Annotated in this window: 16 protein-coding genes and 1 pseudogene; 9 read left to right on the top strand and 8 right to left on the bottom strand. The window is 71.0% G+C overall.

Going from position 1 to position 14,531, the window contains the following annotated elements; genetic code table 11:
• Positions 1 to 40 precede the first annotated feature (40 nt).
• Complete coding sequence (locus ACZ7L6_RS18200) at positions 41 to 625, top strand: TetR/AcrR family transcriptional regulator (RefSeq protein WP_471924959.1); 585 nt, start codon at positions 41 to 43, stop codon at positions 623 to 625.
• Positions 626 to 696: 71 nt separating this feature from the next.
• Entirely contained in the window at positions 697 to 1,476 is a 780-nt protein-coding gene (locus ACZ7L6_RS18195; protein ID WP_471924957.1) for an SDR family NAD(P)-dependent oxidoreductase, read from the top strand.
• 14 nt (positions 1,477 to 1,490) lie between these two features.
• On the opposite strand, the gene ACZ7L6_RS18190 is transcribed toward ACZ7L6_RS18195, so the two are convergent.
• From ACZ7L6_RS18190 to ACZ7L6_RS18170, 5 genes are all read right to left on the bottom strand, one after another.
• Entirely contained in the window at positions 1,491 to 2,417 is a 927-nt protein-coding gene (locus ACZ7L6_RS18190; RefSeq protein WP_471924955.1) for an oxidoreductase, read from the bottom strand.
• Between the two features lie 83 nt (positions 2,418 to 2,500).
• Positions 2,501 to 2,971: an excalibur calcium-binding domain-containing protein gene (locus ACZ7L6_RS18185; protein WP_471924953.1), complete on the bottom strand. Its 471-nt coding sequence runs from the start codon at positions 2,969 to 2,971 to the stop codon at positions 2,501 to 2,503.
• Between the two features lie 85 nt (positions 2,972 to 3,056).
• Complete coding sequence (locus ACZ7L6_RS18180) at positions 3,057 to 4,214, bottom strand: alkaline phosphatase PhoX (protein WP_471924951.1); 1,158 nt, start codon at positions 4,212 to 4,214, stop codon at positions 3,057 to 3,059.
• A gap of 228 nt (positions 4,215 to 4,442) precedes the next feature.
• On the bottom strand, positions 4,443 to 5,927 hold the full coding sequence (locus ACZ7L6_RS18175) for a sensor histidine kinase (RefSeq protein WP_471924949.1): 1,485 nt from the start codon (positions 5,925 to 5,927) through the stop codon (positions 4,443 to 4,445).
• Positions 5,924 to 6,781 (bottom strand): response regulator transcription factor, encoded by an 858-nt coding sequence (locus ACZ7L6_RS18170; protein ID WP_471924947.1) that lies wholly within the window; start codon positions 6,779 to 6,781, stop codon positions 5,924 to 5,926. The genes ACZ7L6_RS18175 and ACZ7L6_RS18170 overlap by 4 nt, the downstream gene beginning before the upstream one ends.
• A gap of 190 nt (positions 6,782 to 6,971) precedes the next feature.
• On the opposite strand from ACZ7L6_RS18170, the gene ACZ7L6_RS18165 reads away from it, so the two are divergent.
• The 6 genes and pseudogenes from ACZ7L6_RS18165 to ACZ7L6_RS18140 all read left to right on the top strand — a co-directional run bounded on the left by ACZ7L6_RS18165 (position 6,972) and on the right by ACZ7L6_RS18140 (position 10,482).
• Positions 6,972 to 7,577, top strand: a complete 606-nt coding sequence (locus tag ACZ7L6_RS18165) for a carbonic anhydrase (RefSeq protein ID WP_471924945.1) — start codon at positions 6,972 to 6,974, stop codon at positions 7,575 to 7,577.
• A complete protein-coding gene (locus ACZ7L6_RS18160) occupies positions 7,574 to 9,352 on the top strand; it encodes a SulP family inorganic anion transporter (RefSeq protein ID WP_471924943.1) in 1,779 nt (592 codons plus the stop codon). Before ACZ7L6_RS18165 ends, ACZ7L6_RS18160 begins: the two co-directional genes overlap by 4 nt.
• Positions 9,277 to 9,435 (top strand): annotated as a pseudogene (locus ACZ7L6_RS18155) (hypothetical protein); the annotation flags it as partial. The gene ACZ7L6_RS18160 and the pseudogene ACZ7L6_RS18155, both read left to right, overlap by 76 nt.
• A gap of 77 nt (positions 9,436 to 9,512) precedes the next feature.
• Positions 9,513 to 9,683, top strand: a complete 171-nt coding sequence (locus ACZ7L6_RS18150; protein WP_471924941.1) for an LAETG motif-containing sortase-dependent surface protein — start codon at positions 9,513 to 9,515, stop codon at positions 9,681 to 9,683.
• Positions 9,684 to 9,773: 90 nt separating this feature from the next.
• The gene (locus ACZ7L6_RS18145; RefSeq protein ID WP_471924939.1) at positions 9,774 to 10,106 is read left to right on the top strand and encodes a MazG-like family protein; all 333 of its coding nucleotides are present in this window, start codon (positions 9,774 to 9,776) and stop codon (positions 10,104 to 10,106) included.
• A gap of 1 nt (position 10,107) precedes the next feature.
• Positions 10,108 to 10,482 (top strand): NUDIX hydrolase, encoded by a 375-nt coding sequence (locus tag ACZ7L6_RS18140; protein WP_471924937.1) that lies wholly within the window; start codon positions 10,108 to 10,110, stop codon positions 10,480 to 10,482.
• A gap of 209 nt (positions 10,483 to 10,691) precedes the next feature.
• Here ACZ7L6_RS18140 and ACZ7L6_RS18135 read toward each other — a convergent pair whose 3' ends face one another.
• Positions 10,692 to 12,080: an MFS transporter gene (locus ACZ7L6_RS18135; protein ID WP_471924935.1), complete on the bottom strand. Its 1,389-nt coding sequence runs from the start codon at positions 12,078 to 12,080 to the stop codon at positions 10,692 to 10,694.
• Positions 12,081 to 12,205: 125 nt separating this feature from the next.
• Here ACZ7L6_RS18135 and ACZ7L6_RS18130 point away from each other — a divergent pair, with 125 nt between their 5' ends.
• On the top strand, positions 12,206 to 12,868 hold the full coding sequence (locus tag ACZ7L6_RS18130) for an XRE family transcriptional regulator (protein WP_471924933.1): 663 nt from the start codon (positions 12,206 to 12,208) through the stop codon (positions 12,866 to 12,868).
• A gap of 88 nt (positions 12,869 to 12,956) precedes the next feature.
• Here ACZ7L6_RS18130 and ACZ7L6_RS18125 read toward each other — a convergent pair whose 3' ends face one another.
• Both ACZ7L6_RS18125 and ACZ7L6_RS18120 read right to left on the bottom strand, forming a co-directional pair.
• Positions 12,957 to 14,192, bottom strand: a complete 1,236-nt coding sequence (locus tag ACZ7L6_RS18125; RefSeq protein WP_471924931.1) for a tyrosine-type recombinase/integrase — start codon at positions 14,190 to 14,192, stop codon at positions 12,957 to 12,959.
• Between the two features lie 78 nt (positions 14,193 to 14,270).
• Positions 14,271 to 14,459, bottom strand: a complete 189-nt coding sequence (locus tag ACZ7L6_RS18120) for a helix-turn-helix domain-containing protein (protein WP_128428301.1) — start codon at positions 14,457 to 14,459, stop codon at positions 14,271 to 14,273.
• Positions 14,460 to 14,531: the final 72 nt, after the last annotated feature.

Here is a 14,531-nt window from a genome sequence, read left to right as displayed (position 1 = left end):
AGCTTGACTGATCGTTCCAGAAAAACCTAGGCTGCTCATCGTGGCCAGGACCAAGGAGTTCGATCCGGACGCCGCGCTCCAGGCAGCCCTTGAGCTGTTCTGGCGGCGCGGCTACGAGGCGACGTCGATGTCCGACCTCGTCGAGCACCTCGGCATCGGACGGGCGAGCCTCTACGCGACCTTCGGCAACAAGCACGAGCTGTACCTGAAGGCGCTGGAGCGCTATGACCGGGCCGGGCTCCCGCCGATCGTGCGGGAGCTGTCCCAGCCGGGGCCCGCGCTGCCGGCCGTACGATCCGTCGTCAGGCGGTACGCCACCGAGGCTGCCGACGCTCAACTGCGCCTGAACGGCTGCCTGGTCACCAACACGGCGGCGGAACTCGCCCCGCACGACCCGGCGGCCGCGCGGCAGGTGGAGCGCAACTGGGACCAGCTGGAGACGGTGCTGCACTCGGCGCTGGTCCGCGCCCAGGCCCAGGGGGAACTGCCCGCCGACCGCGACCCGCTCACCCTCGCCCGCATGCTCCTGGTGCTGCTGCAGGGCCTCAGGGTCGTGGGCAAGGCGTCGCAGGACCCGGCCCGGGTCCGGGACGCGGCGGAGCAGGCACTGGCGTTGCTCGACTGAAACGCCCTTCGTTTCGAGGGGCGTTTTTCATGCCTTCATAATGAATCGATCGGTCAAGAAAAGGGGAGATCATGACCACCGCCACCACAGGCACCCGCTTCACCGACAGGACCGCCCTCGTCACCGGCGCCGGCTCCGGCATCGGCCGGACCATCGCGCTCGCGCTCGCCGCCGAGGGCGCGAACGTCGTCGCGGTCGGCCGCAGGCGGGAGGCACTGGACGAGACGGTGACACTGATCGAGGAGGCAGCGGGAAAGGCACTGGCGGTCACGGCGGACGTCTCCGCGGCGGCCGACGTCCGGGCGGCCGTGGACGCGGCGGTCGACCACTTCGGCTCCCTGGACGTGGCGGTGAACAACGCGGGCGTTTTCCACGGCGGCGCGCCGCTGGCCGACCTCCCCGAGGAGGACTGGCACACCCAGCTCGCCATCAACGTCACGGGCGTGTTCCTGGCCCTCCAGGCCGAGATCCGGCAGATGCGCACCCAGCCGTCCGGCGGCGCGATCGTCAACATCGCCTCCACCTTCGGTGTGCACGCCCGCCACCCCGGCGCCGCCGCCTACGCCGCCACCAAGGCCGCCGTCTCCGTCCTCACCCGGGGCGCCGCCCTCGACCACATCCGCGACGGCATCCGCATCAACGCCGTCAGCCCCGGCGCCGTGGACACACCGATGTCCCTGCGCCCCGGCGAGCAGGACGCGGACCGCGCCGAACGCGCCCGCGCCACCCTGCCCCTGGGCCGCATCTCGACCACGCAGGAGGTGGCCGCGGCGGTTCTCTACCTGGCCTCGGACGACGCCACGTCGGTGGTGGGCACCGACCTGGTCGTGGACAGCGGGGCGACGGCCTGAGCCCACATCCGCCCTCACGCCTCGAGGACGTCGTACGTCACCCCGGTCAGCCGCTCCGACTCCTCCCAAAGGCGTTCGCTCGCCCGGTCGTCGAGGGTCCACGGCGCCCGCCAGGACGGTGCGGGTGAGCCACGCCAGCCGGCGAAGGACGGGCCGGTGAAGGAGTCGGGGCGGACGTCGGGGGCGGTGGCGGCGTACAGGATGGGCAGGGCGCCCGCCTCGGCGGACTGGGCGAAGACACGGTTGCCGACCCGCATGAACCACTCACCGGCCCGGCGACCCGACATGCGTGGCCCCGCGGTCTGCAGGTTGGTGTCCGCGTACCCGGGGTGCGCCGCGGCGGCCACCACCTCCGGGCCCCGGGCCGCCAGCCTGCGTGCGAGCTCGTGCGTGAAGAGCAGGTTGGCGGTCTTGGACCGGACGTAGGCGATCCAACGCCGGTACCGCCGCTCACTGTTCAGGTCACCGATGTCGATGTTGGCCACCGCGTGCATCGGACTGGACACGGTCACCACCCGCGCGCCCGGCGTCCCGAGCAGCGCGGGCAGCAGCAGACCGGTGAGCGCGAAGTGCCCGAGGTGGTTGACGCCGAACTGCGTCTCGAAGCCGTCCACCGTCGTGCCGTACGGCAACGCCATCACCCCGGCGTTGTTCACGAGCAGGTCGAGACGCTCGTACGGCAACCCCGCGGCGAACTCCCTCACCGAGCCGAGGTCGCCGAGGTCCAGCCGCCTCAACTCGACCCGCGCCTCCGGCACTTCGGAGCCCAGCCGCTCGACGGCCGCCGCACCCCGCGCCTCACTCCGGCACGCGAGCACCACCCGCGCACCGGTGCGCGCCAGCTCCCGCGCCGTGACGTACCCGAGCCCGCTGTTGGCTCCGGTGACGACGGCGACGCGTCCGCTCTGGTCGGGGATGTCGTGCACGGTCCAGCCGGACATGACGGGCTCCTTTTGGTGGCGGATCCAGATGCCCCCGTCGGTCGAGCCTCCCACAGTCCTGCGGCAACCTGCGCAGCCCGTCCTCAGCTGTCGCAGCCCACCCCGTCGTTGTCACGATCGAGGTGGGAGGCGTAGCCGGGCTCGCCCCGGTGGACGGGGGCGGCCCCGGCGGCGCGGGCCTCGCTGCAGTTGGCGTAGTAGACGTCGCCGCCGGAGGAGCCGGTGTCCTCGTCGGAGGCGGCGTCGCCGCCGGCTGCGGGAGTGGCCGTGACCGTTCTGGTGACCTTGACCGTCTTCGTGGCGGTCACCGTCGGCGCCGGTGCGGGTTCCTCCGCGGGGGCCGTCATGGTGGCCGTGACGGTGACGGTGGGCCGCGGTGAGGCCGCCGCCGGCTTCGCGTCGGAGGTCTTGGAGTCCTCGCCGGAGGGGCCCGCGCCGATGCCCAGGAAGAAGGCCAGCCCGAGCGCGGGGAGTACGTAGCGCTTGCGCGCCCATGCGGGGGCCGGCCGGAAGGGCGGTTGCGGCATGGGTGGTGCGGTGTACGGATTGGTCATGTCATCCCCCCACTGGTGGTGCGTGAGGGGATGACCGTAAGGCTCAGTGACCGGATGTGGAGGAGATGTGTCTGTTTCGTGACCGTTACGAGCGGAAGGGGCCCGTCACCTCATACGTGATCCCGCCCGACGAGCTCCCCGTCGTCCCCCGCTGGCTCGAGAAGTACAGCCGCCTCCCGTCCGGCGAGAACGCCGGCCCGGTGATCTCCGAGCCCGACTGGCCGTCGATCCGCAGGAACGACGCGACGACGTCGTCCGGGGTGATCAGGCAGATCTCCATGTTGCCGCCGTCCTCGGCGACGAAGAGGTCGCCGGAGGAGGAGCCGGTGATGTTGTCGACGCCGGTGAGGGGGGCCGTGCCGTTGACGAGGGAGTCGTCGTACGCCAGCTCGTAGGTGTTCGACGTGAGGTTGAGCTGCCAGACGCGGTTGTCCCCCTTGGTCGTGAACCACACCGTGTCGTTGGCGTAGTGGCAGCCCTCGCCGCCGTTGAAGGACTTCGAGCCGGAGACCTGGGTGCGGGTGGTCGTCGGGGAGCCGTCCGGGTCGGGCACGTTCGCCCAGCTGAAGGAGCCGCTCGTGGCGCTGCCAGCGACCATGACCTGGAGGGTGCCGGAGGACAGGTTGCCCCAGGTCGTCGGTACGAAGCGGTAGAAGCGGCCGTCCGTCTCGTCCTCGGTCAGGTAGATGACCTTGCGCACCGGGTCGGCGGCGGCCGCCTCGTGCTTGAAGCGGCCCATCGCGTCCCGGCGGATCGCCGCGTTCGTGCCCCAGGGGTCGGTCTCGTAGACGTAGCCGAGGGACACCTCCTCACAGGACAGCCAGGTGTTCCACGGCGTCTTGCCACCGGCGCAGTTCTGGCGGGTGTTGGACAGGATCCGGTACGCGCCCGTGATCGCACCCGCCGACGAGAACTTCACCGCGCTCGCGCCGCCGGAAGGGTTGATCTCCGAGTTGGAGACGTAGATCCAGCCCGTGCCGTCCGCGTAGCAGGCGCCGCCGTCAGGGGCGTTGTGCCAGGTGTACGACGTTCCGGAGACCCGCTGGCCGGAGCGGGCGATGACGCGGCTGGTGAAACCGCTGGGGAGTCTGATGCCGTTGGCGTCGGGGGAGCCCAGCGGCCCGTAGGGGCCGGTGCCGGGCTGGGCGGGCGCGGCGTACGCGGCGCCACGCGACAGGGTTCCGCCGAACACGGCGGCAGAGCCGCCGAGGACGGCCGCACGCAGGAGGTGACGACGTTCCACTCTCACTCCAAGAGGTGCCGTACCGCCCCGCCACCGGTCGGTGACGGGGTCGTGCGTGGGGGGCGGCATGGAACCTAGGGCCGCTTGGTGGACGGGTCGTGGCCGGCGTATGACCGCCGGACGGCGTACCTGGGTTCTGGCTGTGCGCTCCCCATGAGCGCTCAGGTGAGTGCTACCCGCGCGCGCTCCCCGGAGTGCCACCGCCCGGGTGCGCCCCCTCGCCTGCGCTCACGCGCGCAGGGCCGGCAGCCCCCGCTTCCGCTGCCCGGCCCGGTCCGGACCCGGCCCGTGCCCCTCGCCCGGCGCCTGAGCCGACGGCAACCGGATCACCGCGTCCAGCCCGCCCGCGGCCGCCGCATGCAGGCTCGCCTCGCCGCCGCTGGCGTGCGCGAGCCGCTGGACCAGCGACAGGCCCAGCCCCGTCCCGCCCTTGGGGGCGCCCGGCGCGCGCCAGAAGCGGTCGAAGGCGCGGGCGCGCTGCTCCGGGGTCATGCCGGGACCCTCGTCGGTGATGTGCAGGTCGACCCAGGCGGGCCGGGCGTCACGCAGGGCGCGGCGGGCCGGCACATGCAGCCGTAGCTCCATGGTCACGGTGGAGCCGGGCGGCGAGGCGCGCAGGGCGTTGGACAGCAGGTTGTCCACGATCTGCTCGACCCCGCCCGGCACCGCCAGCACCGGGCCGACGCTGCCGGCGAAGAGCACGAGGGAGACCCGCTGTTTCGCGAAGAGCGGCTGCCAGGTGCGGTGCCGTTCCGCACAGACCGCGCCCACGTCGACCGGGCCCGGCGTCGCGGCGTTCTCCTCCAGGCGGGCCATCGCCAGCAGGCCCTCCACCATCCGCGAGAGCCGGTCCGTCTCGGTCACCGCGGCGGCGAGACTGCCCCGGCCCCGTACGGCGACGCTGGGCTCCAGGTTCTCCAGCCGCAGCCGCAGCGCCGCGAGCGGCGTCTTGAGCTGATGGGACGCCTCCCCCGCGAACGCGTGCTGGGCGTCGAGAAGATGGGCGAGCCGGGCGGCCGTGCGGTTGAACGCGGCGGCGAGACGGCGTACTTCGGGCGGCCCCTTCGTGATCGTCACCGGCGCGGGCAGACCGCCGTCCGCCAACTCGTCGGTGGCCTGCTCCAGTTCGCGGATGGGCCGCCCGGTCCAGCGGGCGATGGCGAACCCGAGCCCGGCGACCGCGGTCAGGACCCCGGCCCCGCCGAGGGCGAGCAGCAGCCAGACGCGATGGACGTGTTCGTGCACCGCCCGGGTCGGCAGCGTCAGCCACACCGCGCCCTGGAGTCCCGAGCTGTGCCGGATCGGCGCGGCGACCGAGAGGTATTCGACCCCGCCGATGGTCGAGGTACGGACGTCCACCGTGGACTTGCCGTGCAGGGCGGCCGCGATTCCGGGCCGGGAGGCGAGGTCGGCCGACATGACGGCGGCCAGCGGATGCGAGGCGGCGAGCAGGGCCCCCGAGGCGTCCACGACCACCACCTTCCCGCCGATCCGCTCCGCGCAGTGCATCACCCGGCGCGGCAGGTCACGCTCGGCCCGCCCCGTGCTCAGGGACAACGAGGCATACGCGGACACCGACTCCGCCTCGTCCTTCGCCGCGTTCACCACCCGCTCCCGCTCACTGCGCGAGTAGACGAAGCCCAGCGGGATCTCCAGGCAGAGCAGCACGAGCGCGGCGAGACTGAGGTAGCTCAGCAGCAGCCGGCGGGTCACGGCGAGGACACCTGCGGCCCGCCCGGCTCGGTCTGCACCGCCAGCCGGAAGCCGACGCCGCGCAGCGTCTGGATCCACGCCGGGTCGCCCAGCTTCCGCCGCAGCGAGGCGACATGGACGTCCAGCGTCTTGGTCGGGCCCTCGTAGTGCGGATCCCAGACCCGGTCCAGGATCTGCTGCCGGGAGTAGACCGCGCCCGGATCCTCCGCCAGCAGCGCCAGCAGCTCGAACTCCTTGGGGGTGAGGGTGACGGGCACCTCACCGACCCAGACCTGGCGGGTGCGGCGGTCGACGACGAGGGGGCCGGGTGCGTACGGGGGCGAGGGTGCGGGTTCCTCGTACGCCGCGGCCGGCGCCGGCTCGTACGGCGGGGGCGCGGATGACGGGGCGCCCGCCGGTACGACCGCCGCCTCCGTGCGCAGCCGCTCCACCAGCGCTTCCGTACGCCCGCGCTCGACCGGCATCTCGGTGCGCCCCGGCTCGGCCACCACCTCCGTCCGCTGGGACCGCCGGGTGACCGCACGCACCCGCGCCACCAGCTCCCGCACACTGAACGGCTTCGCCAGATAGTCGTCCGCCCCGAGCTCCAGCCCCAGCACCCGGTCGGCCTCCTCACCCCGCGCACTCAGGATGATGACCGGCACGTCCGAGACCTGCCGGATGCCGCGGCAGACGTCGATGCCGTCCATGTCCGGCAGCCCGAGGTCGAGCAGGACGACATCGCCGTACGGCCTCCTCAGCCCCTCGGAGCCGGTCGTGACGTGATCCACCGTCAGCCCGAAATGCCCCAGCCCCTCGATGAGCGGTTCGGCGATCGTCTCGTCGTCCTCGATGAGCAGCACTTGTATGCCCATGGGTCCTGTCTCTCGAATTGACATTCTCTGCCCTGAAGTCGACACGCTACAGGGAACAAGCGCTTGCGTGGTCGCGCGACAAAGAATGTCCAATTCCTGGCCCGGCTCTGGCTTTCGCTTAACCTTCGTCTGGTGTGGCCCCCTCTACGGTGTGATGACCTGGCCGAACTCCCAGCCGAGGAGGCTTTCGTTGAAGGCATTGCTGGACCGCGCCCGCTCGTTCAAACGGCGGGTCGATTTCGAGAGCGGTGAATACCGGAAACTGGCCGAGGGGCAATATCCCGAGGCACTCTTCATTACCTGCTCGGACTCGCGGGTCATCCCCGCCCTGATTACCGGCGCACGGCCCGGAGAGATATTCGAGCTGCGCAACGCGGGCAATATCGTGCCGCCGTACGGCAGCCCCGGCGCGTCCGGGGAGGCCGCCACCATCGAGTACGCACTGGAGGTGCTCGGGGTTCAGGACATCGTCGTGTGCGGTCACTCACACTGCGGTGCGATGGGCGCGCTGAAGTCCGGCGACGACCTCACCGCCCTGCCGGGCGTGGACGCCTGGCTGCAGCTCGCCCGCCCCGAACTGGCACCGGTCCTCACGACCGCCTCCGACGACCCGTCGCTGCCGGACGTGGCACAGGGCAACATCGTCAACCAGCTTGCCGTACTGCGGACTTACCCGGTGGTGCGGCAGCGGCTGGACGCCGGTCGGCTGCGGTTGCACGGCTGGTACTACGAGGTCGACACCGGGCAGGTGCACGAGCTGGAGGGCGACGGCCGGTTCCGGGTGCATAGCGGATGAGCGGGGCGCATGCGCGCGGGCGTACGCGTACCAAGGGCGGTGCGCAGACGGCCGGGGCCGCGAAGTCGGCGAAGGCCGGGGGTGCGATGTCACCGAAGGCCGGGGGTGCGACGTCAGCGAAGGCCCAGGGTGCGACGTCGCCGAAGACCGGGGGCGCGAAGCCCGACCTCGCCACCGAGATCACCGCGTCCCTGGTCGTCTTCCTGGTCGCCCTGCCCCTGTGCATCGGTGTGGCCGTCGCGTCCGGGGTCCCCGCCGAGCTCGGGATCATCTCCGGGGTGATCGGCGGGCTGGTGGTGGGCGCCGTCCGGGGCAGCACCCTCCAGGTCAGCGGGCCGGCCGCCGGGCTCGCCGCGCTCGTCGCGGAGACGGTGCTGGAGCACGGCCTGGCGATGCTCGGCGTGATCGTCCTGTTCTCGGGCATCCTGCAGATCGTCCTCGGCGTCGTACGCCTGGGCCGGCTGTTCCAGGCGATCTCCCTGGCCGTGGTGCAGGGGATGCTGGCCGGCATCGGGCTGCCGCTGATGTTCAGCCAGGCGTACCCGATGGCCGACGCCAAGGCCCCCGGCACCCCGATCGACAACATGGCGGGTATCCCGGCCCTGTTCGCCGACATCCTGACCGATCCCCAGGCGATGATCGCCACGCTGCTCGGCGTCGCCACGATCGTGCTGAGCTTCGTGTGGAAGAAGGTGCCGGGCCCGGTCAAGAGGATCCCGGCCGCGCTGGTCGCGGTGGGCATCGGCATCGCGGTCGCCGCGCTGCCCGGCGTGGACGTGAAGACGCTCCAGGTCGGCAACCTGCTGGCGTCCGTGCAGGTCCCCGGGGCCGAGCAGTTCGCGGGCCTCGCGGACACCGCGGTCATCACCTCCATCCTCACCTTCACGGTCATCGCCTCCGCGGAGAGCCTGTTCACCGCGGCCGCCGTGGACCGTATGCACAGCGGCCCCCGCACCCGCTACAACACCGAACTCATCGCGCAGGGCGCCGGAAACACGATCGCGGGCATCCTGGGTGCGCTGCCCATCACGGCGGTCGTGGCCCGCAGCTCGGCGAACGTCCAGGCCGGCGCGAAGACCCGTATCTCCCGCACCCTGCACGGCCTGTGGCTGCTGGCCTTCGCGCTTCTGCTGCCGCAGGTCCTGGCCCTGATCCCGATCTCGGTGCTGGCCGGCGTTCTGGTCCACAGCGGCTGGAAGCTGTTCGCGCCGGAGGAGTTCCCGAAGATGTGGCGCCAGGACAGGGGCGAGTTCGTCGTCATGACGACGACCACGCTGGTCATCGTGGCGACGGCACTGCTGGAGGGCGTCCTCATCGGCCTGGCGGCCGGAATCGTATTGGCCGCCCTGCGCATGTCCCAGACGGTGATCCGCCAGCACATCGAGGACGACACCGCGAAGGTCGTCATGGCCGGCAACGCGACCTTCCTACGCCTCCCCCAGGTCATCGATGCCCTGGAGTCCGCGGCCGCCTCGGGCAAGCCCCGCATCCGCCTGGACCTGACCGGCGTGACACACCTGGACCACGCGTGCCGGAACCAGGTGGAGGAGTTCACGGCACAGCAACGGGGGTTGGGCCTGCGGGTGGAGCTGCTGATGCCGGGACCGGCGAAGCCGGCTGCTGTGCCGCCCGAGCCGGCACCGGTCCCGACGGCGGCACCGACGCCACTTCCGCCGCCGGCCCCCAGCCCGGACGCCGAGTGGTTCTACCTGGACACGCGGCCTCTGCCCGGCGGTTACGACGAGTACGCCCAGCGCCCACCGCTGGTCGGCTGAGCGGTACGGGACCGGAAGGGCAGGATCCACACGGAGAGCTACCTTCCAACATCGCTGAGGGCGACGAGCATTACGGCTCCCACCTGGACCGCGACAACGACGGCATCGGCTGCGCCCCCCACGGACTTCGTCCCGGCCGAGGACCAGGAAGCCGGGGCCGGTGCCGGGGAGGACACGACGTCCGACGAGGCGACGGGCCAGGACGGCACCGGACCTGGCCGCGACCGGGGGCGACGACACCACGCCGTACATCGCGGCGGGTGGCGCGGCTGCCCTGCTCTCCGGGGGCGGGGTACTGCTCGCGGTCCGCAGGCGTCGCGCGCCCCGCTGACGCCCTGCCGGTGACCATCTGCGCCGCGTTACGTTCCTTCGGGTGGACGGACTCCCCCTTCCTCACCCACCCGAAGAAAGGAACACCACCGTGGACAGGACCGCGTGGCAGACCACGGCCGAGCTCGCCGCGTTCCTCGACGGGGCCACAGCGCACGTGCCCGCAGCGCAGCGGCGCGTGCTCCAAGTGCTGAAGATCGGCGAGGAGTTCGGCGAAGCCGCCCAGGCCGTCATCGGAGCGACGGGCACGAACCCGCGAAAGGGAGCGAGCCACACCTGGGACGACGTCACGGCGGAGGTCTGCGACGTGATCATCACGTCGATGGTGGCGCTGCACCGCCTCGGCGTCCCCGACCCCGAGGCGGTGTTCACCGAACACCTGAAGCAGGCCGCGGCCCGCACCGTCGCCGTACGGGAGGCCTGACGTGGAGCGAGTGCTCCCGCGCGAGGAGTGGATCAAAACCCTCCCGCAGGCCGTCGTCGCGTCCTGCGTGCTGCTCCTGGACCCCGACGGCCGCATCCTGCTGCTCCGCTATGCCGAGGGCCGGCCGGGCGCCGGAACCCGGTGGCTGCCGGGCGGAATGCTGGAACACGGGGAGGACCCGCCGACAGCCGCACGCCGGGAGTTGTACGAGGAGACCGGCATCGTCGCCGACCAGCCTCTTCGATTCCTCGGCTACGACCACCGAGCCGACGTCAAGGGAACGGGCCCAGTGGCACATCTCCCGACGCTCACCGCCCTCCACACCGCCGCCCACTCCGGAACCGTCGTGTGCCTCCGGGAAGGGCGGCCTCTGTGACGGCGGTGACGCTGCACGCCGCCGACGCCCGCCTGAACGCCGCCACATCATCTCGGCGGGCCGCTCGCGGCGTCAGTGGCCGCAGCCTTGCTCGGCGTCCAGCGGTTGCGGCGCAGTGCGCGACATGAGCAAGGGGCGAGTTCGGCAGCGCTCGACGAGGCGGCGGCGCCCTTCAACGGCCAACGGTGCGTTGCGGTGAGTCACACGGCTCACCGCGCTTGTGGGGAGGCGGGGCCCGTGGAGGCTTCCGTGGGCCGTGATGTGTGGGCGACGAGGAAGAGCAGTACGCCGCAGGTGGCGACCAGGATCCAGCCCGGGCGGGACGCCTGTGCGAGCTCCGTCGGGCTGGTGGCCGTGACCAGGCCGCCGGCGAGAGCGATGCCGAGGGCGGCGCCGAGTTGCCGTGCGGTGGAGGTGATCGCCCCGGCTACGCCGGCACGGGCGGGTGGCAGTCCATTGACGGCGGTATTGGTGATCGGGGCGTTGGCGAAGCCGAACCCGATGCCGATGAGCGAGTATGCGGCCAACAGCAGGAGCACGCTCGTGTGCGGGGTGAGCTGGACCAGGCAGAGGGCGCCGACCGTGATGAACCCGCCGGCCAGCAGCAGCGGCAGCCGCGGTCCGGTGGCGCCGACCATGCGGCCGGACCAGGGGGCGCAGACGGTCGCTCCGACGGCCAGGGGCAAGGTCGCCATGCCGGCGGCCAGCGGCGTCCATTCCCGGGTGTGCTGCAGGTAGAGGGTGTTCAGCAGCAGCGTCATGTTCAGGGCGACGAAGACCGCCACCGCGCCCACGACGGCACCGCTGAAGGCCGGGCGCCCGAAGAGCCGCAGATCCATGAGCGGCTCACGGCGGCGGGACTCGACGCACACGAATCCGGCTGTCGCCACGGCAGCCCCTGTGTATCCCGCCAGCGCCGCAGGCGACGTCCAGCCGATGCGCGGCCCTTCGATCAGGACGCCGACCACGACGGCGAGGACCATGGTCAGCAGGACCTGGCCGGGCAGGTCGAGCCGCCGGGCCCGCGGTGCCCGGGACTCCGGCACGAACACCGCACTGAGCAGCAGAGCGGCCGCGATGACGGGGGCGTTGATCCAGAACAGCGCCCGCCAGTCGAGCCCGGCGAGCAGCGCGCCGCCCGTGACGGGTCCGGCGGCCATGCTCAGTCCGAACACCGACGCCCAGATACCGATCGCCTGCGCCCGTTCCTTCGGGTCGGGCATCGCGTTGACCACGATCGCGAGCGCCACGGGGCTGAGCATCGAGGCGCCGACGCCCTGCAGGGCGCGGGCCGCGATGAGTACGCCAGCCGACGGGGCGAGCGCGCAGACCAGTGAGGCCGCGCCGAACACGGCCAGCCCGCACTGGAACACGCGGCGGCGTCCGAAGCGATCCGCCAGTGCGCCGGAGGAGATCAGGAGACTGGCCAGGACGAGGGTGTAGGCGTCCACGATCCATTCGAGACCGCGCGTGTCGACATCCAGGCCGCGGCCGATGGCCGGCAGGCCCACGTTGACGATGGTGGTGTCCAGGCCCACCAGGAACATGCTCAGGCAGCAGACGGCCAGTACCGTCCAGCGTCTGCGCGCGCTGAGCATGGGTTGAACAGGGTGTGTCGTCGCGGTCACGTCTACCTCTGATGTCCGGGAACAGTGCCCGGCAAGGCTCAGGCCGAGCCGCGGCCGCAGCCCAGCAGTTTTGCGAACACTGCAAAACTGGGTCCATGAACACGGAATCCGGGGACGCGGAACTGGAGCAGATCCTCGACGGCATCGGGCCCCGGCTGCGCAGGCTGCGCCGGGACCGGGGACTCACCCTCGAGGCACTCGCCACCACGACCGGGATCTCCGTCAGCACGCTGTCCCGGGTGGAATCGGGCAGGCGGCGCCCGACCCTGGACCTGCTCATCCCGCTGGCACGGGCGCACCACGTCGCACTCGACCAGCTGGTGGCGGCGCCGGCCAGCGGTGACCCTCGGGTACACCTCCGGCCCCTGCACAAGGGGCGCGGCAGCGTCCTCGTGCCCCTGACGCAGTACCCGGGCCGAGTGCAGGTCTTCAAGCAGGTGCTGGCACCCCGCCGGCCCGAACTGGTCACCCACGAGGGCTACGAATGGCTCTACGTCCTCGCCGGTCGGCTGCGCCTCATCCTCGGGGCGCAGGACTTCACGCTGCGGCCCGGCGAAGTGGCCGAGTTCGACACCACCGAGCCACACTGGTTCGGCCCCGCGGACACGAGCACCGTGGAGATTCTGCACCTGTTCGGTCCACGAGGAGACCAAGCCATCGTCCGCGCCAGACCGTCCACCACCGATCCAGCCCCGCCGACCGCCACCAAGCGCCCTTTGCCCGGGTCGGCGACGCGACTGGACAGCCCCCGCAGCTGATGCAGGAGAGGGCGGCACCCCCGCACAGGGTGTATGGCTGGCCTCCTGACCTGGGAAGCCAGCCATTTTTCATACCCTCAGGGCACTCTCAGGGCACATCGCTCAAGACGGCTTCCATCATGTCGGCCGTCCGATCGGCCTCCGCCTCCCACAGATGCGTGTAGACGTTCAGCGTGATCGATGGCTTAGCGTGACCGAGGCGCATCTGAACCTGCTTCGGCGTCGCCCCGTTCTTGATCAGAACCGAGGCGTAGAAGTGGCGCAGATCGTGAAGCGTAGTGCCCTCGGGGACGCGTACCTTGCTGCCGGACTTCGCCAGGTAGGCGTTAGCCCGCTTGATGTTGCGGGCCCACAGCTTCGCCCAGCTTCCGCGCCGGATCGCCCCACCCGTCTCGCTCGTGTACAGCAACCGAGCATGGCGCCACACGGGCTTGCGCGGGTTCGTCCGGTCCTCGATGTACACGACCTTGGGCGGGAACTCCTTGCGGTGCCGCTCGATCTCGTCGACAACGGACTGCCCCTGGGGAACCGCTCTGTAGCTCTGCTTAGTCTTCGGCTCACCCAGGTACGGCACGCCCTTGTCCGGGCCGATCAGCTGCTGCTTGACCGTGACGGTAGTGGCCGGCTCCTCGTCTTCTAGGCCGAACAGCTCGCCCTGGCGGAGGCCAGTGGAAGCCGCCTGCCGCACCAGGGCGCGGTATCGCGGGGACGCCGTGACAATCAGTGCCTTCACCGCCTCCGGGTCGAGCGGATGAATCTCCGGATAGAACACCTCGGGCGGCTTGAGGCCCTCCCACGGGTACTTCGGGATGATGCCCTCCTGGTGGGCCATCTTCAGGATGCTGGTGCAGACGTTCCAGGGCGTCGCGAACGTTGACGGGGCGATGACGGCGGACCGATCTTTGATCCACTTCTGACCATCTGCCCGCTGGATGCTGCCGATCTGCCGGTTGCCGAACATCGGGTAGATGTGCAGCCGTAGGGCCCGCTCGACGTTCGTCTCGGTCCGCTCACGGTGTACGGCCGTCTCCTGCCAGCGCTCAGCGACAGCCTTGAACTTCTGCTTGCCAAGCTCCCGGTTCACGAACGTGCCAGCGTCGAGTTCAGCCTTCACCTTGGCGGCCCGGGAGTCCGCGGCAGTCCTCTTCTCGAAGTTCTCCTTGCACTGCTTGCCGGACAGATCCCGGTAGCGCACCTGCCAGCGCTTACCGACTCCATGGTCTGCGCTCGGGTACACGGTCGCTGTCTTGGTGCTGTGCGCCTCGCACGGCTCGGCGTCGGCTGGAGGTCGGGACAGGTGCCAGCGGTCATACACGTCAGCCATCAGTCCCTCTCCCCCATGAGCAACCCGAGTCGGCAGTGAAGTGGCATTCCTTCGGGTGGGGTTGGTGGCCGTCTCGGGTCATGCTGCGCATCGGCCTCCGATCTCTTCAGCGTCGTACTTGTCGAGCGCTTGGGCGTCGTACAGGACATGTCGACCACGCCTGATGAAGCACTGCGGGCCGGTTCCGGCGTAGCGCCAGTAGCGGACGGTTGCGGGCGACGTGCGGTAGCGCTCGGCGACTTCCGCAGTCGTCAAGTACCTCTTCATGACGTCCTTCCTGAAAACCAGGTGTGGCGGCGGGCAGGGCCGGGGGGGGTGGTGGCGTCACACTGCTGTGGG

The organism is Streptomyces sp. NPDC107522, from assembly GCF_055657525.1.
Note: the sequence above shows the minus strand (reverse complement) of the source record. Positions and strands in the feature narration are given on the sequence as shown.

Bases quoted from the DNA above. Each gene is read 5' to 3' on its own strand.
- ACZ7L6_RS18120 (WP_128428301.1), bottom strand. From the start codon at position 14,459: ATGAAGAGGTACTTGACGACTGCGGAAGTCGCCGAGCGCTACCGCACG.
- ACZ7L6_RS18170 (WP_471924947.1), bottom strand. From the start codon at position 6,781: ATGGGCATACAAGTGCTGCTCATCGAGGACGACGAGACGATCGCCGAA.
- ACZ7L6_RS18135 (WP_471924935.1), bottom strand. From the start codon at position 12,080: ATGCTCAGCGCGCGCAGACGCTGGACGGTACTGGCCGTCTGCTGCCTG.
- ACZ7L6_RS18125 (WP_471924931.1), bottom strand. From the start codon at position 14,192: ATGGCTGACGTGTATGACCGCTGGCACCTGTCCCGACCTCCAGCCGAC.
- ACZ7L6_RS18185 (WP_471924953.1), bottom strand. From the start codon at position 2,971: ATGACCAATCCGTACACCGCACCACCCATGCCGCAACCGCCCTTCCGG.
- ACZ7L6_RS18160 (WP_471924943.1), top strand. From the start codon at position 7,574: ATGAGCGGGGCGCATGCGCGCGGGCGTACGCGTACCAAGGGCGGTGCG.
- ACZ7L6_RS18130 (WP_471924933.1), top strand. From the start codon at position 12,206: ATGAACACGGAATCCGGGGACGCGGAACTGGAGCAGATCCTCGACGGC.
- ACZ7L6_RS18190 (WP_471924955.1), bottom strand. From the start codon at position 2,417: ATGTCCGGCTGGACCGTGCACGACATCCCCGACCAGAGCGGACGCGTC.
- ACZ7L6_RS18195 (WP_471924957.1), top strand. From the start codon at position 697: ATGACCACCGCCACCACAGGCACCCGCTTCACCGACAGGACCGCCCTC.